At 67.3% G+C, this 18,091-nt stretch carries 19 protein-coding genes; all 19 read right to left on the bottom strand.

Going from position 1 to position 18,091, the window contains the following annotated elements; genetic code table 11:
- Window positions 1–29: 29 nt before the first annotated feature.
- Window positions 30–1,205 carry a prolipoprotein diacylglyceryl transferase gene (locus ACVZTU_RS10000; RefSeq protein WP_172169668.1) on the bottom strand — a complete coding sequence of 392 codons (1,176 nt, stop codon included), beginning with the start codon at window positions 1,203–1,205 and terminating at the stop codon, window positions 30–32.
- On the bottom strand, window positions 1,202–1,993 hold the full coding sequence (gene trpA, locus ACVZTU_RS10005) for a tryptophan synthase subunit alpha (protein WP_172169670.1): 792 nt from the start codon (window positions 1,991–1,993) through the stop codon (window positions 1,202–1,204). The genes ACVZTU_RS10000 and trpA overlap by 4 nt, the downstream gene beginning before the upstream one ends.
- Entirely contained in the window at window positions 1,990–3,204 is a 1,215-nt protein-coding gene (gene trpB / locus ACVZTU_RS10010; RefSeq protein ID WP_172169672.1) for a tryptophan synthase subunit beta, read from the bottom strand. Before trpB ends, trpA begins: the two co-directional genes overlap by 4 nt.
- A gap of 127 nt (window positions 3,205–3,331) precedes the next feature.
- Entirely contained in the window at window positions 3,332–4,129 is a 798-nt protein-coding gene (gene trpC / locus ACVZTU_RS10015; protein WP_172169674.1) for an indole-3-glycerol phosphate synthase TrpC, read from the bottom strand.
- The gene (locus ACVZTU_RS10020) at window positions 4,126–4,395 is read right to left on the bottom strand and encodes an HGxxPAAW family protein (protein ID WP_139467314.1); all 270 of its coding nucleotides are present in this window, start codon (window positions 4,393–4,395) and stop codon (window positions 4,126–4,128) included. Before ACVZTU_RS10020 ends, trpC begins: the two co-directional genes overlap by 4 nt.
- Before the next feature lie 96 nt (window positions 4,396–4,491).
- Window positions 4,492–5,040 carry a Trp biosynthesis-associated membrane protein gene (locus tag ACVZTU_RS10025; protein WP_139467315.1) on the bottom strand — a complete coding sequence of 183 codons (549 nt, stop codon included), beginning with the start codon at window positions 5,038–5,040 and terminating at the stop codon, window positions 4,492–4,494.
- A gap of 4 nt (window positions 5,041–5,044) precedes the next feature.
- Window positions 5,045–6,685: an anthranilate synthase component I gene (trpE, locus tag ACVZTU_RS10030; RefSeq protein ID WP_482400325.1), complete on the bottom strand. Its 1,641-nt coding sequence runs from the start codon at window positions 6,683–6,685 to the stop codon at window positions 5,045–5,047.
- On the bottom strand, window positions 6,588–6,944 hold the full coding sequence (gene hisI, locus ACVZTU_RS10035; protein ID WP_139467317.1) for a phosphoribosyl-AMP cyclohydrolase: 357 nt from the start codon (window positions 6,942–6,944) through the stop codon (window positions 6,588–6,590). The genes trpE and hisI overlap by 98 nt, the downstream gene beginning before the upstream one ends.
- Window positions 6,941–7,705 carry an imidazole glycerol phosphate synthase subunit HisF gene (gene hisF / locus ACVZTU_RS10040; RefSeq protein ID WP_139467318.1) on the bottom strand — a complete coding sequence of 255 codons (765 nt, stop codon included), beginning with the start codon at window positions 7,703–7,705 and terminating at the stop codon, window positions 6,941–6,943. Before hisF ends, hisI begins: the two co-directional genes overlap by 4 nt.
- Before the next feature lie 9 nt (window positions 7,706–7,714).
- Entirely contained in the window at window positions 7,715–9,217 is a 1,503-nt protein-coding gene (locus ACVZTU_RS10045) for a carboxyl transferase domain-containing protein (RefSeq protein WP_139467319.1), read from the bottom strand.
- A gap of 11 nt (window positions 9,218–9,228) precedes the next feature.
- Window positions 9,229–10,428 (bottom strand): CaiB/BaiF CoA transferase family protein, encoded by a 1,200-nt coding sequence (locus ACVZTU_RS10050; RefSeq protein WP_172169680.1) that lies wholly within the window; start codon window positions 10,426–10,428, stop codon window positions 9,229–9,231.
- A gap of 2 nt (window positions 10,429–10,430) precedes the next feature.
- Entirely contained in the window at window positions 10,431–10,865 is a 435-nt protein-coding gene (locus ACVZTU_RS10055; protein ID WP_229663936.1) for a PH domain-containing protein, read from the bottom strand.
- 7 nt (window positions 10,866–10,872) lie between these two features.
- Complete coding sequence (gene hisG / locus ACVZTU_RS10060; protein ID WP_139467322.1) at window positions 10,873–11,712, bottom strand: ATP phosphoribosyltransferase; 840 nt, start codon at window positions 11,710–11,712, stop codon at window positions 10,873–10,875.
- Window positions 11,713–11,765: 53 nt separating this feature from the next.
- Complete coding sequence (locus ACVZTU_RS10065; RefSeq protein WP_101544371.1) at window positions 11,766–12,029, bottom strand: phosphoribosyl-ATP diphosphatase; 264 nt, start codon at window positions 12,027–12,029, stop codon at window positions 11,766–11,768.
- Window positions 12,030–12,127: 98 nt separating this feature from the next.
- Window positions 12,128–12,793 carry a nicotinamide mononucleotide transporter family protein gene (locus tag ACVZTU_RS10070; protein WP_139908102.1) on the bottom strand — a complete coding sequence of 222 codons (666 nt, stop codon included), beginning with the start codon at window positions 12,791–12,793 and terminating at the stop codon, window positions 12,128–12,130.
- A gap of 50 nt (window positions 12,794–12,843) precedes the next feature.
- Window positions 12,844–13,506 carry a ribulose-phosphate 3-epimerase gene (rpe, locus tag ACVZTU_RS10075; protein WP_482400326.1) on the bottom strand — a complete coding sequence of 221 codons (663 nt, stop codon included), beginning with the start codon at window positions 13,504–13,506 and terminating at the stop codon, window positions 12,844–12,846.
- Window positions 13,507–13,509: 3 nt separating this feature from the next.
- Entirely contained in the window at window positions 13,510–15,063 is a 1,554-nt protein-coding gene (locus tag ACVZTU_RS10080) for an RsmB/NOP family class I SAM-dependent RNA methyltransferase (protein ID WP_482400327.1), read from the bottom strand.
- 5 nt (window positions 15,064–15,068) lie between these two features.
- On the bottom strand, window positions 15,069–16,001 hold the full coding sequence (locus tag ACVZTU_RS10085; RefSeq protein ID WP_482400328.1) for a methionyl-tRNA formyltransferase: 933 nt from the start codon (window positions 15,999–16,001) through the stop codon (window positions 15,069–15,071).
- Window positions 16,002–16,030: 29 nt separating this feature from the next.
- Complete coding sequence (locus ACVZTU_RS10090; protein ID WP_482400329.1) at window positions 16,031–18,085, bottom strand: primosomal protein N' family DNA-binding protein; 2,055 nt, start codon at window positions 18,083–18,085, stop codon at window positions 16,031–16,033.
- Window positions 18,086–18,091 lie beyond the last annotated feature (6 nt).

Below are 18,091 nucleotides of genomic sequence, written 5' to 3' on the forward strand. Positions count from 1 at the left end.
AAAAGCAGAAAAAGGAACGAAGTGCGAACCTATTTGTCTTGAGTATCGGACGTTCGAGGGTCTGCGTCGTGCGCTGCGGGGGCTGACTTCCCGCGCACATCCGGCACGATCGAGATCGCCGAGGTGACCGCCCCGAAGAATCCGAAGCTGTGGCGACCGCTGAGATCGATTCCGGATTCGTCCTCGGGCTCCGAGTCGTCCGGGTCGGCGCCAGTCGTGGTGCTGTCCCCTGTCGCAGACGCCGCATCGTCGACGTCTGCACGGCTCGCAGAAGCATCGGCAGTCAAGTCGGAAGCCGAGGCGGGGGACGCTCTCACGGTCGAGCGCCGTGATGTCGGTGCCCCGCCTCCGTCGTGACCGTGCTGATCGTCCGGATCGGCCACCCGCGCTACCGAAGGCAACGGGGCTCCGGAGGCGGCGGCCGCCTCGGCGATATTGGGTGCATTGATCTCAAAGGTGTGCTTTCCGCGGCGATGGCGGCGCAGCAGGGTCCGGGACCCGTGCATGTAGACACCGGTCTCATAGGTGCGGTGACGCAGTCGGGAGACGATGAGCCAGCCGAGGCCGATGAGCAGGGCGAGGATGGCCGTCCACACGTTGAACGGCAGTCCGAACAGCAGGCGCGCGTCCTCGGCCGCGGGGGTGCCGATCCGCAGGGCCTCGAGCAGAATGCGGCCGAGGCCGAACAGGCACAGATACAGGGCGAAGACCTGTCCGTAGCCGAGCCGGAGGCGTTTGGACACGATGATGAGCACAACACAGGCGATGAGGTTCCACGCCGATTCGGTGAGCACCGTGACCAGTTCGAGGCGACCGTCGAACCAATCGCTGAAGGCTCCGGCGACGTGGCCGAGGATGAGCCCCGGTGCGACCGAGTCGAGCAGCGGTCGGAACCTGATGCCTTGGATGCGAGTGAGCACCCAGACGGAGAGGAAGCCGAGGATGGTGGCTCCCCAGAAGCTGAATCCGCCGTCCCAGACCGCCAGCGCCCGCAGCGGGCTGCCGTCGGGGCCGAAGTAGGTGTCCGGTGCCGAGAGCAGATGTCCGAGACGTCCGCCGATGATCGCCGCAGGCAGACCGACGACCGTGATGGCCCACAGGTCTCCCTTATGGCCGCCGCGGGCGCGCCATTGGATGCCTGTCATCCACAGCGCGAGTCCGATGCCGAGGACGGTGAAGACGACCCATGCCGGGCTGAAGCTCATGCACACCCTTCTGCGAGCTCGGCGGCGAGTCGACCGACTCCGGCCACTCCTTCGGAGTTCAGCGCCCGAACGAGGGCGGAGCCGACGATGACGCCATCGGCATATTCGGCGACCTCGGCCGCCTGTTCGCGGTTCGACACGCCGAGCCCGACGCAGGCGCGTTCGGCTCCGGCTTCCTTCAGCCGGGCGACGAGATCGCGCGCATGGTTGTCGACTTCGGAGCGGACGCCGGTGACACCCATGGTCGAGGCGGCGTAGACGAATCCGGAGCTGTGCTCGACGATGCGGGCCAGGCGCTCCGGCGTCGACGAGGGTGCGGCGAGGAAGATGCGGTCGAGGTGGTACTTCTCGGAAGCTGCCAGCCACGGTGCCGCCTCATCGGGGATGAGGTCGGGAGTGACGATTCCGCCGCCTCCGGCCGAGGCCAGGTCGCGGGCGAAGCTGTCGACGCCGTACTGGAGCACGAGGTTCCAGTAGCTCATGACGACGGCGGTGCCGCCGGCTTCGGCGATGGCTTCGACTGCGGTGAAGACATCGGAGGTGCGCACACCGTTGTCCAGTGCCGCCTCACCGGCGCGCTGGATGACGGGTCCGTCCATTCCGGGGTCGGAGTACGGCAGACCGACCTCGATGATGTCGACGCCGTTGCGGACGAGTTCGACCATCGCCTCTGTCGAACCGGCCACGGTCGGGAAGCCGACGGGCAGGTAAGCGATGAGTGCGGCCTTGCGGCCAGCCTCGGCGACGGCGTCGAGGGTGGTTCCTGTGCGTGGACCTGAGTGCGTCATACCTGCACCGCTCCTTCGTCGATGTAGTCGAACCATTTCGCGGCGGTCGTCATATCCTTGTCGCCACGGCCGGAGAGATTGACCAGCAGGACCGCGTCGGGTCCGAGCTCACGGCCGATGCGCATGGCTCCGGCCAGGGCGTGAGCGGATTCGATGGCGGGGATGATGCCCTCCGTGCGGGAGAGCAGTCGCATGGCCTCCATCGCCTCCTCATCGACGACGGGTTCGTACGTCACGCGCCCGGTGTCGTGGAGGTGGGAGTGCTCGGGGCCGACCGATGGGTAGTCGAGTCCGGCGGAGACCGAGTGGGAGGCCTGCGTCTGACCGTCGTCATCCTGGAGGATGTAGGTGGCGGAGCCGTGGAGGACACCGGGGCGTCCGCCGGAGAACCGGGCGGCGTGATGGCCGGAGTCGACTCCTTCGCCGCCGGCTTCGAAGCCGAAGATCTTCACGTCCGCATCGCCGAGGAAGGCGGCGAAGAGTCCCATCGCGTTCGATCCGCCGCCGACGCAGGCGCAGACGGCGTCGGGCAGGCGACCGGCCATGTCCTGGATCTGTTCGCGGGCTTCGACCCCGATGACGTTCTGGAAGGAGCGGACCATCGCCGGGAACGGGTGAGGACCGGCGACCGTGCCGATGACATAGTGGGTGTCATCGACGTTGGCCACCCAGTCGCGCATGGCTTCGTTCATCGCGTCCTTGAGAGTGCGGGTGCCGTTGGTCACGGCGTTGACCGTGGCTCCGAGCAGACGCATGCGTGCGACATTGAGGGCCTGGCGCTGAGTGTCCTCCTCGCCCATGTAGACCACGCAGGACATGTCGAGCAGGGCCGCGGCGGTCGCCGTGGCGACTCCGTGCTGTCCGGCTCCGGTCTCGGCGATGAGACGGGTCTTGCCCATCCGCTTGGCCAGCAGAGCCTGCGCCAGGGCGTTGTTGATCTTGTGGCTGCCCGTGTGGTTGAGGTCTTCGCGTTTGAGGAACACTCGAGCACCGCCGCAGTGCTCGGCGAAGCGAGTGGCCTCGGTGAGCAGAGAGGGCCGGCCGATGTAGCTGCGCTGCAGAGTGAGGAGTTCGTCGGTGAAGGCCGGATCCACCTGGGATTTGCGCCAGGTCTCTTCGATCTCGTCGAGTGCCGGGATCAGCGCTTCGGGGATGAACCTGCCTCCGAACTCGCCGAAGTACGGTCCGGTCTCCTCGCTCAAATCGGTCATTGCGGTCCTTCTCGATCTCCTCGTGGCGCCGGCCTGTGGGGCGGAGAGACTCCGCCTCACCGGACGCCGGAATGGGTGCAGTGTCAGCCCATCGTCGGCCACGTGGAGCGGCCGACGCGGGCAGGGTTCAGGATACGGACAGGGAGCGGCGTTCCCGGCCGAGTGCGGTGTACTCCTCGACTGCGGCCTGCGGACGGCCGCCGGTGACGAGGGCTTCGCCGACGAGCACGAGATCGGCTCCGGAGTCCGCGTACTTCGACACCTCGGCGGCTCCGGCGACGCCGGACTCGGCCACGAGGGTGCAGCCGGCGGGAGCGAGTTCGGCCAGGGGCGCGAACCGGTCGGTGTCGACGCTGAGATCCTTGAGGTTGCGCGTGTTGACGCCGATGAGTTCGGCACCGAGTTCCGTCGCGGTCTCCAGCTCTTCGCGATTGTGGGTCTCGACGAGCGCCGTCATCCCCAGTTCCGTGGCCAGGGCATGGAACTCGCCCAGCTGCACGGGATCGAGTGCTGCGACGATGAGCAGAACGATGTCCGCGCCATGAGCGCGGGCCTCGTGGAACTGATATTCGTCGACCATGAAGTCCTTGCGCAGGACCGGGATGTCCACGGCCGCGCGCACCGAGTCGAGGTCGGCGAGACTGCCGTTGAAGCGGCGGGATTCCGTGAGCACGCTGATGGCCCGGGCTCCCCCGGCGGCGTACAGACCGGCGAGCGTGCCCGGGTCGGGGATCTCGGCGAGGTCACCGCGGGAGGGTGACTTCCGCTTGACCTCGGCGATGACGCCGAAGTCGGCGGACAGGTCGAAGGGGCGGACCGGTTCGGCCGCAGCGGCCCGCGCGGTGATCTCGCTCAGCGGTACCTCGTTCCGGCGTGCCTGCAGATCTTCCCGCACGCCGGAGATGATGTCGATGAGGACTGTCATTTCTTCTTCGGCTTGTTGCCCAGTCCGATGGCGCGCAGGATCAGGCCGACGACGACGCCGAGGGCGACGATGCCGATGGAGATGTAGGTGATCGTGGGGTTGTGGATCGTGAATCCCACACAGCCGACCGTGACGCCGATGAGCATGATGACGACTCCGGTCCATCCCGCCACCGAGTTGCCGTGACCGGGATCGGCGATCGCTGCGTAGTCGATCGTGGATTTGTCGAGATCTGCGGCTCCGTTGCGGGCGAGGGACTGCGACATGGCGCTCCTTTGTGTGAGTGCGTGACACGCGTGTGGAAACTTTCCTCCATTGTGTCACGCTTCTTCGGCTGACCGGACACCGACCCGGTCACAAGGTCATTTCGAATCCGGGTCGGTGTCCGGGTCGGTCGACGTTTCGTCGTCGGGTGCGTCTTCGACGTCTTCTCCGCGGGACAGTGCGTCCCAGGTCGCGGCGGAATCGAATTCCCCGGAAGCGGATTCGGCGGTGCGGGCGTAGCGGTTGGAGTTCGTCCACCCGTTCGAGGCGACGGCGACCCAGACGATGCCGATGACGCCGATGCCTGCGGCCACTGCGGCGATGATCGCCCAGGAAGTGGCTCCCGGCGCCGAGGCGGCGCTCAGTGCAGTGATCCCGTAGCCGATTCCGGCGATGCCGGCCAGTCCCAGGACGACGAAGCGGCCGATCCGTCCGAGCATTGCGGCGAGCAGTCCCGAGACCGCGATGATCGCCACACACGCGGTGGCCACGGGTGAGGTCTGGGAGCTCGGATCCTCGGTGACCTTCGCCACTCCGCTGGGTCCGAGCGTGTCGCCTCCGGCACCGGCCTGCCAGGCGGAGATGGTCAGCGCCCACAGGGCAGCGGCGATGACGAGGATGATGAGGACTCCGCGTGATTTCGTCATGGCCTCACCTCTGACTTCCCTCCGCCGCATCCAATGCGTCGGCTGCGGCGGCGGCACGCAGCACCGCTGCGGCCTTGTTCTCGGATTCCTGGTACTCGGTCTCGGGCACGGAGTCGGCGACGAGTCCGCCTCCGGCGTAGACGCTCATCGTGCCGTTCCGGAGCACCCCGGTGCGGATGGCGATGGCGAGGTCGAGGTCGCCGGTGAAGGACATATAGCCGACCACTCCCCCGTAGATTCCGCGTCCGACGGGTTCGAGTTCGTCGATGATCTGCAGCGCCCGGGGTTTGGGCGCACCCGACAGCGTGCCGGCGGGGAACGTCGCCCGCAGCACATCGATGGCGGTGGTTCCGGGTCCGAGTTCGCCGCGCACGGTCGAGCTGATGTGCATGATGTGGCTGTAGCGGACGATGTCCATGAACTCGCTGACGTCGATGGTTCCGGCCGCGCAGACCTTCGCCAGGTCGTTGCGGGCGAGGTCGACGAGCATGAGGTGCTCGGCTCGTTCCTTCTCATCGGCCAGGAGCTCTCGGGCCAGGGAGTCATCGGCTTCCGGTGTGGTCCCGCGGGGGCGGGAACCCGCGATCGGGTGGGTGACCACCTCTCCCGACCGGACGGTCACGAGTGCTTCGGGTGAGGAGCCGATGATGCTCACCGGTTCCCCTCCGTCGTCATGGAGGTTGAGCAGGTACATGAAGGGGCTCGGGTTCGCATGCCGCAGCATCCGGTACACGCTCAGCGCATCGGCCTCGCACGGTGTGTCGAAACGCTGGCCGATGACGACCTGGAAGATCTCACCGTCGACGATCTTCTGCTTCGCCGTCTCCACACCGTCGAGGTACACCTGTGGCTGGGTGCGGGTGGACACCTCGGGGTCGGCCTTCCGGGGGCGCAGGACATCTGCCGGGCTGGGCTGCTGCAGACGCTCGCACATCGCGGCGATGCGGGCGACTCCCGAGGCGTGGGCGTCGTCGATGCCGGTATCGGCGCCGTTGACGTTGAATACGTTGGCCACGAGGGTGACCATTCCCGAATAGTGGTCGAAGACGGCGATGTCGCCGGGGATCATCAGCTGCACGGTCGGCAGGTGGTGTTCGTTGGGCCGCGGCGGCCCGAGCCTCTCGAAGCGACGGACGATGTCCCATCCGAAGTAGCCGACGAAGCTCGAGACCATGGGCGGCAGTTCCGATTCCGCTTCGGCCACGGCGAGGAGGTCGAGGGTGGCGGTGACCGCGTCGAGGACGTCGCCGTCGGTGGGGACGCCGACCGGAGGGGTGCCGGTCCAGTGGAATCCGTCTGCGGTCGAGATGAGGGTGGCCACGGGCGCCGAGCCGATGAAGGAGTACCTGGCCCAGGATCCGGCGACGGCGGATTCGAAGAGGAAGCTGCCCGGTCCGCCGTCGGTGAGTTTGCGGTAGAGGCTCAGCGGGGTCTCCGAGTCCGCGAGCACCTGGGTGTGGACCGGCACCAGGCGATGGTCGGCGCCGAGGGCGCGGAACTCGTCGAGGCTGGGTCGGATCGGCAGGTCGGTGGGGTTCGCCGCTGGGTCAGTCGACACTGATGGTCCTTCCGGTGAAGCAGGTCGGGGTGTTCGTATGGCAGGCGGGTCCGGTCTGGTCGACGAGCATGAGCAGGGCGTCGGCATCACAGTCGAGGCTGAGCGAGCGGACGTGCTGGACATGACCCGAGGTCTCCCCTTTCACCCAGTATTCCTGCCGGGATCGGGACCAGTAGGTGGCCCGCTTCGTCTCCAGTGTGCGGGAGACGGCTTCGACGTCCATCCACGCGAGCATGAGCACCTCTGCGCTCGTGGCCTCTTGGACGATGACAGGGATGAGCCCGTCGTCGTTCGTTCGGATGATCTCCCGCCAGTTCTCCGGAGTCGCGTCGATGTCGCTGCTCATCGGACGTCGATTCCCTCCGCGCGCAGGGCGTCCTTGACCTCGGCGATGCTCAGGGTGCCGAAGTGGAAGACGCTGGCAGCCAACAGGGCGTCGGCTCCGGCTTCCACTGCCGGAGCGAAGTGTTCGACCTTTCCGGCGCCGCCTGAGGCGATGAGCGGTACGTCGACGGCGGCGCGGGCGGCGCGGATGAGTTCGAGGTCGAACCCCTCACGTGTGCCATCGGCGTCGATGGAGTTGAGCAGGATCTCGCCGACCCCGCGGTCGGCGGCTTCCCGGATCCAGTCGATGGCGCAGCGGCCGGTGCCTTCGCGGCCGCCGCGAGTGGTGACCTCGAAGCCGGATTCCGTGCTCGCGCCCTGTGCGCGCCGTGCGTCGAGGGAGAGGACGAGGACCTGGTTGCCGAAGTGTCGGGAGATCTCGCTGATGAGTTCCGGGTTCTTCACCGCCGAGGTGTTGACCGAGACCTTGTCGGCTCCGTCGCGCAGCAGCCGGTCGACGTCGGCGACGCTGCGGATCCCTCCGCCGACGGTGAGCGGGATGAAGACCTCTTCGGCGCAGGCGCGGACGACGTCGTGGACGGTCTCCCGGTCACCGCTGCTGGCCGTGACGTCGAGGAAAGTGAGTTCGTCGGCTCCGGACTCGCCGTAGCGGCGGGCGAGCTCGACGGGGTCGCCGGCGTCCCTGAGGTCGGCGAACTTCACTCCCTTGACGACGCGTCCGCCGTCCACGTCCAGACAGGGGATGACTCTGACAGCTACCACGCAGTCCTCCTAGATTCCCAGGCCCCGGTAGCGATCCATTCGGCGGGCCAGCCGCCTGGCCGAAGGTTCGCGCATGAGCGAGATGAGTTCGTATTCGAGTGTCTCACCGACCCTGGCGACGAAGTCGAGCGGTTCGTCGCTGGCGTCGGAATGTTCGGCGATGATTCGGTCGACGACTCCGTTGGCCTGCAGCATGGGAGCGTGCACGCCCTGGCTCTGAGCCATCTCGGCGGCTCTCTCGGTCGTGCGGTGCACGATCGCCGAGGCGCCTTCGGGCGGCAGAGGCGAGAGCCAGCCGTGTTCGGCGCTGAGCACCCGATCGGTCGGGATGAGGGCCAGTGCTCCGCCCCCGGATCCTTCACCGAGGATGAGCGAGACGGACGGAGCGTCGAGGTTGGCGAGGTCGGCGAGGCTGCGGGCGATCTCGCCGGCGATGCCGCCTTCTTCGGCTTCCTTCGACAGAGCGGCGCCGGGGGTGTCGATGACGGTCACGAGCGGCAGGTGCAGCTCCGCGGCCAATCGCATTCCGCGTCTGGCCTCACGCAGGGCCGCCGGGCCCATCGGTTCGCGGGAGTCCTGCCGGAATCGGTCCTGGCCGAGGACGATGCACGGTGCGGAACCGAACTTCGCCAGGGCCAGCAGCAGTCCGGGGTCCTTCTCCCCTTCGCCGGTGCCGTTGAGCGGCAGCACGGTGTTCGCTGCGGTGCGCAGCAGATCACGGACCCCGGGACGTTCAGGGCGACGCGAGCTGGTGATCGCGGCCCAGGCATCGGAGTTCGGGTCGACGCTGTCCGGGGCCGTGTCCGGGTCCGGCACCGAGCTGGGAACCTCCTTGGCGCCCATGAGCACGTCGAGGACGCGGGAGACCGTACCGGCGATGCGTTCGGGTCCGATGACGGCGTCGACGATGCCCATCTTGTGCAGGTTCTCCCCGGTCTGCACGTTCTCCGGAAACTTCTCTCCGTAGATGGCCTCGAATACTCGAGGGCCCAGGAATCCGATGAGGGATCCGGGTTCGGCCACGGTGACGTGCCCCAGCGATCCCCAGGAGGCGAAGACTCCTCCGGTGGTGGGATGGCGCAGGTAGACGAGGTAGGGCAGTCCGGCCTTGCGATGGGCGATGACGGCGTTCGTGATCTTCACCATCGACAGGAAGGCGATGGTGCCCTCCTGCATGCGGGTGCCGCCCGAGGCGGGACCGGCCAGCAGGGGCAGCCCTTCGAGGGTCGCACGTTCGATGGCATCGACGAGGCGTTCGGCCGCGGCCACGCCGATCGACCCGGCGAGGAAGCGGAATTCGCCGGCGATCACGGCCACGCGACGGCCGGCGATGGTGCCTTCGCCGGTGATGATGGATTCGTCGACTCCGGACTTCTGCGCCGCGGCTTCGAGTTCAGCAGCGTAGGCGTCAGAGATCCCGCCGGCGGGCTGGACGGGAGTGGTGTCCCAGGACAGATAGGATCCTTCGTCGAGGACGATGTCGACGAGCTCGAGAGCGTTGAGACGCGTCATAGCGATTCCGTTCAGTTTCCGTCGGCGAGCCACGCCACGATGGATTCCGCGTCTTCGTCGAGCAGCGGCGGGGCATCGTGAGCGGTGCGGGTGGTTTCGACCTCACCGGAGGAATCGGCGTCGAAGAAGCGCAGCGGCGGTCCGGGCAGGTCGATGTCGCCGAGCACGGGGTGGTCGACGGAGACCTTGAGTCCCTGGCTGAGTGCCTGCTCCCACTGGTAGACCTCGGGCAGGGTGCGCACCGTGCCGGACGGGATTCCCGCCTCGGTGAGCCTGTTCAGCAGATCGGCTGCGTCGTAGGCAGAGAAGCGGTCTTCGATGAGTTCGATGACGGCGGCGCGGTTGTCCACGCGCTCGGAGTTGACGGCCATGCCCTCGGTGGCGGGATCGATGTCGAAGGCAGTGCAGAACTTCTGCCACAGGTTCTCGTTGCCCACGGAGATCTGCACGGCGCCGTCGCGGCAGTTGAAGAGTCCGTAGGGCGACAGCGAAGGGTGGTGGTTGCCGCCGGGCTGCGGTTCCTGACCGGCGACCGTGGCCCGGGTGCCCTGGAAGGCGTGGACGCCGACCATTCCCGCGATGAGCGAGGTGCGCACGACCTTGCCCTTGCCGGTGCGTTCGCGTTCGAGCAGGGCCGCCAGCACGCCGTATGAGCCGTAGATTCCGGCCAGCAGGTCAGCGATCGGCACGCCCACGCGCTGCATATCATCGGGTCCCGAGCCGGTCAGCGACATCAGCCCGGCTTCGCCCTGGGCGATCTGGTCATAGCCGGCGCGGGAGGCTTCCGGACCGTCGTGGCCGAATCCGGTGATGGACAGGATGACCAGGCGCGGGTTGATCTCCATGCAGCGGGCGGTGGAGAAGCCGAGTCGGTCGAGGACACCGGAGCGGAAGTTCTCGATGAGAACATCGGCGCGTGCGATGAGTCCGGTCAGGGTGTCCTTGCCCGTGTCGGATTTGAGGTCGAGGGCTATGGATTCCTTGTTGCGGTTGCACGAGAAGAAGTAGGTGGCCTGAGGATTGTCCGCAGGCCCGACGAAGGGAGGTCCCCACGACCGCGAATCATCGCCCTTGCCGGGGTTCTCGACCTTGATCACCCGCGCGCCGAGATCGCCGAACATCATTCCTGCATGAGGGCCGGCCAGGGCACGAGAGAGATCGACGACGGTGTATCCGGTCAGGGGGCCTGCCTCGGGTGTCTCGTTCGCCATTCCTAATCCTCCTTGAAGTGGGTGCGTCTCTTGATGAGCATGCGCAATCGTGCGACCTCCGCATGGGCGCGGCGACCGTCTGCGTGCTGGATCGCCATCACCGCGCAGGTGGTGCCGTCCGTGAGGTCCAACAGGGGCCACGGATCATCGCCCTCGGGTGAGAACGTCACACCGAGGATCTGTCCCCAGTCGAGCCGACGGGTGCGCACCATGTTCTTGACCACCAGACCGTCCTCGGTGGGCCGGGCCTGGATATCGGAGATGCGCAGCAGGGCGGCTCCGAAGAGAATGCCCAGCAGGTTCATCCATATCATGTCGAGCACTGTCCACGGTTCCCAGTCCACGACGAACAGCGCCACGGACAGGACCGCGAACCCAGCGGTCACGGCAACGGCACCGACGATGCTGACGACGCGCACCTGTCGGGGCCGGAACACGGCCAGATCAGATTCGGCAGGCGCCAATGTTCGTCACCAGAATCGCACGCGCCCCGACTCCGTAGAGCCGGTCCATGACGTTGTTGACTTCCTTCGCTTCGACCATGACGCGCACAGCGACCCACCCGGTCTCCTGCAGCGGGGACACGGTCGGGGATTCGAGCCCCGGGGTCAGCGAGATCGCCTCGGGAACCAGGCGCTGTTCGATGTTGTAGTCGACGAGCACATACTGGCGGGCGACCATGACCGATTCGAGGCGGCGTTTGAGCACGCCGATGCGGGATTCGGCTCCGGCGCGCTGGATGAGCACACCTTCTGATTCGAGCAGCGGCTCGCCGAAGGTTTCGAGTCCCGCGGCGCGCAGCGTGGAGCCGGTCTCGACGACATCGGCGATGGCGTCGGCGACTCCGAGCTGGATGGAGACCTCGATCGCCCCGTCGAGCTGCACCGTGGCTGCCGCGATTCCGCGTCGCTGCAGGTCGGCATCCACGAGGTTCGGGAAGCTCGTGGCGATGCGGGCACCGGCCAGCTGCTCGGCCGAGGTGAACGAGCCGGCGGTGCCGGCGTAGAAGAAGCGCGAGGCACCGAATCCGAGTCCGAGCACCTCTTCGGCTTCGGCCTGTGACTCCAGCAGCAGGTCACGGCCGGTGATTCCGGCGTCGAGGATTCCGGAGCCGACGTAGATGGCGATGTCGCGGGGACGCAGGTAGAAGAATTCGACTCCGTTGACCTCGTCCTGATGGACCAGGGTCTTGGTTCCGCGTCGAGTGGAGTATCCGGCCTCGCTGAGCATGTCGGAGGCGGCTTCGGACAGTGCGCCCTTGTTGGGCACGGCTACACGCAGCATGGGGTCCCTTTGGAGTTCGATGGCGTCGGGTCGGTCAGGTTCGTGGGAGGGTCTTACAGGTGGGTGTTGACGTCGTCGAGGGTCAGTCCCTTGGCGATCATCATCACCTGTACGTGGTAGAGCAGCTGCGAGATCTCCTCGGCGAGCTCTTCCTTGGTTTCGTATTCGGCGGCCATCCATACTTCGGCGGCCTCTTCCACGACCTTCTTGCCGATCGCATGGACTCCGGCGTCGAGTTCGGCCACGGTCTTCGAACCGGTGGGGCGATCGAGGGATTTCTGCTGGAGTTCGGCGTAGAGAGTCTCAAAGGTCTTCACTTCTCCAGCCTAATGCATCTGCATCGGCCGCAGCATTCGGGGTCTCATGTTCTAGAACGCGGCGGGCCGGGTCTCACTGGTGCTGCCGGCGGCTGACCTCAGTCCTCGGGGTCGCGGCCGATGTCGGTGGCCGGACGGTGAGGCGCAGAGATCGTCTGGCGTGACCGTTTCGACCAGTCGATGAGTCCGAGGATGACCATGACGAGGAAGAACAAGTACACGGCTCCGGAGAAGACGAGTCCGCCGGAGATCGCCAGCGGGATGCCGACGAGGTCGACGGCGAGCCAGACGAACCAGAATTCGACGATGGCTCGGCCCTGGGCGTACATGGCCACGATCGAACCGATGAAGATATAGGCGTCGGGGTAGGGGTTCCAGGACCATCCGCCCAGGGCGAGGACCCAGCCGAAGACTCCGGTGCCGATGACGAGAGCTCCGAGCAGGATCGCCCGTTCCTTCCAGCTCGCCCAGCGGACGAGGACTTCACCGGCGGCGGCCTTGGACTTCTTCCATTGCGTCCATCCCCAGACCGCGGCGACGATGATGACGACCTGCCGAGAGGCGTTGCCGCCGAGGCCGGCGGAGAGGCTGGCGGAGAAGAGGAGGATGGAGCCGAGGATCTGCACCGGCCAGGACAGGATGTTCCGGCGCAGCGCCAGGACGACCGTGGCCAGCGCACAGATGTTGCCGAACAGGTCGGAGTACGGCACAGGCTTGCCCAGCAGTTCGAATGCCGGGGTGTTCAACCAGTCGAACAGGTCCATCGCAGGCTCTCTTCAGGTGTGGGCCGTAAGCATAGTTCGGCCCGGTTCGGTCAGTGGGTGTGTGCGGCGGCGAGGGTGCGCAGTTCGCTGATGGCGGCTGCGACATCGTCGGCACCGTAGACGGCGGAGCCGGCGACGAGGACGTCGGCGCCGGCGCCGACGACACGGTCGATCGTCGCCGCGGAGACTCCCCCGTCGACCTGCAGCTTGATCTCGAGTCCGGAAGCAGAGATCGCTTCGCGGGTCCGCGTGATCTTCGGCAGGCACACGTCGAGGAACTTCTGACCGCCGAATCCGGGTTCGACGGTCATGATGAGGATCTGGTCGAATTCGCCGAGGAGGTCGATGAAGGGTTCGATCGGGGTGGCCGGTTTGAGGGCGAGGCTGGCCTTGGCCCCGAGACGGCGCAGTTCCCGGGCGAGACGGACGGGGGCGGCAGCCGCCTCGGCGTGGAAGGTCACCGAGGCGCAGCCGATCTCCGCGTACACGGGAGCGTTGCGGTCGGCGTCGGCGATCATGAGGTGGGCGTCGAGCGGGATCGGTGAGATCGCCTGGATGCGTTCGACGACGGGCGGGCCGAAGGTGAGGTTCGGCACGAAATGGTTGTCCATGACGTCGATATGGGCCATATCGGCGGTGCTGATCTTCGTAAGCTCACCGCGCAGATCGGAGAAGTCCGAGGACAGGATGGAGGGGTTGATGTCGATCGACATGGGTCATTTCGCCTTTCGCAGGAGAGCCAGGAACATTCCGTCGCTGTTGTGGACATGGGGCCAGAGCTGGGCGTATCGCCCGCCTTCCCGGGTCACCGACGCGAACGACTCCGCCTCGGTGCCGGTGATCGCCGACAGCGCGGCCGGGGTGTCGAGGACCTCGATGTCCGCGCTTCCCGACTTGGCTCGCAGGCGCAGAACCTCGTCGACGATGAGCACGGTTTCGGCGTAGTGCGGTGAGCACGTCGAGTAGGCGACCACTCCCCCGGGCGCGCAGGCATCGAGGGCAGCGGCGAGCAGTTCGCGCTGCAGTCCGGTCAGGGACGTGATGTCTTCGGGCCGTCTGCGGTAGCGGGCTTCGGGGCGGCGGCGCAGGGCACCGAGTCCGGAGCAGGGTACGTCGACGAGGATCTTCGAGTAGGGTCCGCGGGCGTCGCGTCCGTCGCGGACGGCGGCGATGACATTGGTCAGCGCCTTGGTGGAGTCGCGGACGAGGTCGACACGGTGCTCGCTGGAGTCGAAGGCCTCCAATGTCGTCGATTCGCCGGCGGCTCTGGCTGCGAGGACGGCGGCCTTGCCGCCGGGTCCGGCGCACAGGTCGGCCCAGGTTCCGATGGGTGCGTCGATATCGGCCAAAGCGAGGGCCACAAGCGCGGATCCTTCGTCCTGGACGCGGGCACGTCCGTCGGCCACAGCTGCCACGTCCCGGGGAACCGCGGTCTCCAGGGTGACGCCGATCGGTGACAGCGGGGTGGGTTCACCCGGCAGTTCGGCGCGGTCGATGAGTCCGGGCAGGGCGGTCACTCCGACCTTTGCGGGTGCGTTGTCGGCTTCGAGGAGAGCTTCGAGCTCGGCGGCATCGCGGCCATGTCCCTTGAGCGCCTGGTTCAATGCCCGGACGACCCATTCGGGATGGGAGTGTTCGATCGCCAGTCGGGTGGTCTCGTCAGCCTCGGCGGTGACGCGGTCGAGCCACTCGGTGGGTTCGGCTTCCGAGATACGGCGGAGCACGGCATTGACGAATCCGGCGGTCTTCGCCGCCGATCGTTTGACCACAGCCACGGTTTCGGACAGTGCAGCATGGTTGGGCACCCGCATCGACAGCAGCTGGTGGGCGCCGAGCCGCATTGCGGCCAGGGGTTCGGGATCGATCTTGTCGACGGCTCGGGACGAGGCGATTTCGATGACCGCATCGTAGAACTTCTGCCGACGCAGGGTTCCGTAGGTGAGCTCGGTGGTGAAGGCAGCGTCCTGAGCGCCCATATGGGTGCGCGAGAGTTTGGCCGGCAGCAGCAGGTTCGCGTAGGCGTCTTTCGTCGCCACGTCGAGGAGGACTTCCCAGGCGATGCGCCGCGGCAGGTTCTTACCCGCTCGTTCGCCTTGCGATGCTCCGCGGTCCTGACGTGGGCGGTCGCGACCCTGACGTCCGTGATCGCTGCGTCCGCGGCCGTGGCCGGCGCGTCGGTCGGTGTCTCGGCTGCCGCCTCGGCGCTGCCCGTGATTGCCGTCGTTTCCGCGGCTGCCGCCTCGGCGGTCTCTGCCTGCTGACTCAGCCATGGCTTTTATGCATCCTCTTCGGTATAGGGGTCGAAGGTCACGTCTCCGCGGCCTCGCAGGAAGTCGGCCGTGGCCATCCGGGCCTTGCCGAAGGGCTGGATCTGCTCGACCCGGACCCAGCCGTCACCGCAGCGCAGCACCGGTTGCTGCTGCCAGGTGGTCAATTCGCCGACGGCCCCGGGGGTTGTCACTTCGGATGCGGGTGAGAGTCCGAAGAGCTTCGTCCTCTTTCCGTCGAGTTCCACCCATGGTCCCGGTGCGGGACTGGTTCCGCGGGCCCTGTCGATGACCCGGGCGGCCGGAGCGGACAGGTCGAGGTGGGCGTCGGTGACGGTGATCTTCTCCGCATGGCTGGACTCGCCGGTCTGCGGGGTCGGGGCGGCGGTGCCGGCGGCGAGATCGTCGAAGGCGGCGACGAGTTCGGGTGCCCCGCGGCGTGCATAGTCCTCAAGTGCCTCGGCGACGTCCGCGTGGTCGAGCGGCAGTTCGAGTCGGCGCAGCACGGGGCCGGTGTCCATGCCCTCGTCGATGCGGAACACACTGATCCCACTCGTGGTCTCACCGCCGATGAGTGCGCGTTGGACGGGGGCGGCTCCGCGGTAGGCCGGCAGCAGTGAGAAATGGAGGTTGAACCAGCCGAGTCGGGCGGTGGCCAGTGCGGCGGGTCCGGCGATGGCGCCGAAGGCGACGACGGCGACGGCGTCGACATCGAGTGCCTGCAGCTGGGAGATGACGTCGCCGCGCAGACGACCGGCTTCGATGACGGGCAGTCCGAGTTCGAGAGCGCGGGTCTTCACCGGTGACGGGGTGAGGACTCTCTTCCGTCCGACGGGCGCATCGGGTCGGGTGAGCACCGCACGGATGCGGTGGCTCGATTCGGCAAAGGCCTCGAGGGCGGGAACTGCGACATCAGGGGTGCCGGCGAAGACGATATCCACGACTTGGATTCTACTGGTTCGCCGCGCCGTCACAGCGACCGGGGATCGTCGATGCGCACGCGCACCTGCCGTTGCTTCTTGGCGGACCGGGAGGCGATGATCTCGGCCGCTCTCGTTCCGACGCGGTCTCCGGCGGAGAACGGGTAGGCGCTGACGCTGCGCTGTCCGTCCTCGGCGTCCTCGCGCAGGAGTTCCTCGACCTCGCCGATCTGTTCGAGCACCTCGTCGATGTCGGCGCCTGCTCCCGTGAGTTCGAGGATCCGTCGGTAGGGCGGGAAGCCGAGTGCCTTCCGGTCGCTCAGCTGTCGTGACATGAAGGTCGTGGGGTCGAAGGCGGTCAGGGTCTGCCGGATGAGTTCGTCTTCGTCGCCGAGGTAGACGGCTCCCCCGTCATCGCGTGAGCGCACGAGTGAGGCGGCTCGCAGCCGGCGTGCCACACTTTCGTCGATCGAGCGCATCCAGGGCCCCGGCCACAGCGAGTCCAAGAGGATCGCCGCGGCATAACCGCCGAGCACATAGGGTTCGGCTCCGGTGGTGGCGACCACGAGTCGCGGGGTCTCGTCGAGGGCAGTGGAGATGTGGTCGCCTCCGGATTCGACGATCTCGATGTCGGGCAGCGCCCGGGCGAGCTCTTCGACGGTGCGGGCCCGGCCGCGCACGATCGACCGCACGCGGTTCGACCGGCAGCGCAGGCAGCTGAATGTCTCCGAGTGAAAGCCGCAGGACCGGCAGGCGAAGGGACCGACTTCCGATTGTGTGGTCAGCGTCGCCTGACATTGCGGGCAGCGGGCGACTTCCTGGCAGCGGGCACAGGCGAAGACGGGATAGTAGCCGGAGCGCGGCACCTGAACGAGCACCGGACCGGGCACTCCGCCGTCCCGGGGACGCGGACGCAGCGCCGTTCGCATGATCTGCCAGGCGCGGCTCGGAATGCGCTGCCAGGCGAAGGGGTCCCGGTCCTCATCGGGGACGAAGACGACGGGGGCGGCATGCCGCCTGGCGGGTCCCACCGGTGTGACGTCGGCCAGCCAGCCGATCTCGACGAGGCGCTGCACTTCGGCGCTGCGGTCGGTGGAGACGAAGAGCAGCTCGGTGTCCTCGATCGTCGACCGCAGCAGGCAGACCTCTCGGGCGTGCGGGTACGGGGCGTGCTGATCGAGATAGTTGAGGTTCGCGTCATCGGTGCAGATGATGAGCCCGAGGTCCGCGACGGGGGCGAAGGCTGCCGCACGCGTGCCGATCGTGATCCGCGTGTGTCCGAGCAGTCCGCGCAGCCAGGCCTGCCACCGCAGCTCCGGTAACTGGTCGGCGCTGAGCACCGAGACCTCCGCGATCCCAGCGTGAGTGAGAGTCGAATGGAGCACGGCGAGTTCACGATGATCGGGCACAAGCCAGAGCACGGACCGGCCGGCTTCGAGACTCGCCCGTGCGGCATCGAGTCCGGCACGGATCCAGCTGAGGCCCGGCGTCGGCCCGGGTGTGCACGCCAGGGCTCTGCGCCGAGGCGACTCCGAGGCATCGTCGGCCGTGGATTCCGTCCCCACCGTAAGAACCCATTCGCCGAGGCGGCCGAGCAGCTGCGGATCATCCGCCGGCCCGTCGTTCGGTCCGGTCGCTGGGTCCGCGGCGTCCGCGTCGGTCTGTGCGGCCGGATCTCCCGCCTTCTCAGCCTTGAGCACGGCTTTCTCGCCGCGGGCATGACGCGGTGGGATGGCCAGGCGCAGCACATCGGCGAGGGTGCCGCCGTAGCGACGGGCGACAGCTTCGCTCAAGGCGAGCAGATCCGCACTCAGCACCTGAATGGGGCCGCTGATGCGTTGGATCGTCGCCAGCGGACCGATGTGGTCCGAGGAATCGATGCGTTCGAGCAGATAGCCGTCGCGCAGCTTTCCGGCGAACTTCACCCGCACCCGCACACCGGGCAGGGCAGCCTCGGCGAGCTTCTCCGGCACCGCATAGTCGAAGGTCCGCGCCAGGTGCGGGACGGGATGGTCGATGAGAACTCGGGCGACCGGTTCGGTCGGGGCCAGGGGCACCTGGCCCTCGGCCGAGGTGCCGGTGTCGATCGGGAGGGGTTCGTCCACGCCGAC

It is taken from the genome of Brevibacterium sp. OS20 (assembly GCF_056837565.1).

Excerpts from the sequence above, each read along its gene's own strand:
- ACVZTU_RS10000 (WP_172169668.1), bottom strand. The coding sequence starts at position 1,205 with ATGAGCTTCAGCCCGGCATGGGTCGTCTTCACCGTCCTCGGCATCGGA.
- trpA (WP_172169670.1), bottom strand. The coding sequence starts at position 1,993 with ATGACGCACTCAGGTCCACGCACAGGAACCACCCTCGACGCCGTCGCC.
- trpB (WP_172169672.1), bottom strand. The coding sequence starts at position 3,204 with ATGACCGATTTGAGCGAGGAGACCGGACCGTACTTCGGCGAGTTCGGA.
- trpC (WP_172169674.1), bottom strand. The coding sequence starts at position 4,129 with ATGACAGTCCTCATCGACATCATCTCCGGCGTGCGGGAAGATCTGCAG.
- ACVZTU_RS10020 (WP_139467314.1), bottom strand. The coding sequence starts at position 4,395 with ATGTCGCAGTCCCTCGCCCGCAACGGAGCCGCAGATCTCGACAAATCC.
- ACVZTU_RS10025 (WP_139467315.1), bottom strand. The coding sequence starts at position 5,040 with ATGACGAAATCACGCGGAGTCCTCATCATCCTCGTCATCGCCGCTGCC.
- trpE (WP_482400325.1), bottom strand. The coding sequence starts at position 6,685 with ATGCCGACGCCCTGCTCATGCTCGTCGACCAGACCGGACCCGCCTGCC.
- hisI (WP_139467317.1), bottom strand. The coding sequence starts at position 6,944 with ATGAGCAGCGACATCGACGCGACTCCGGAGAACTGGCGGGAGATCATC.
- ACVZTU_RS10045 (WP_139467319.1), bottom strand. The coding sequence starts at position 9,217 with ATGACGCGTCTCAACGCTCTCGAGCTCGTCGACATCGTCCTCGACGAA.
- ACVZTU_RS10050 (WP_172169680.1), bottom strand. The coding sequence starts at position 10,428 with ATGGCGAACGAGACACCCGAGGCAGGCCCCCTGACCGGATACACCGTC.
- hisG (WP_139467322.1), bottom strand. The coding sequence starts at position 11,712 with ATGCTGCGTGTAGCCGTGCCCAACAAGGGCGCACTGTCCGAAGCCGCC.
- ACVZTU_RS10070 (WP_139908102.1), bottom strand. The coding sequence starts at position 12,793 with ATGGACCTGTTCGACTGGTTGAACACCCCGGCATTCGAACTGCTGGGC.
- rpe (WP_482400326.1), bottom strand. The coding sequence starts at position 13,506 with ATGTCGATCGACATCAACCCCTCCATCCTGTCCTCGGACTTCTCCGAT.
- ACVZTU_RS10080 (WP_482400327.1), bottom strand. The coding sequence starts at position 15,063 with ATGGCTGAGTCAGCAGGCAGAGACCGCCGAGGCGGCAGCCGCGGAAAC.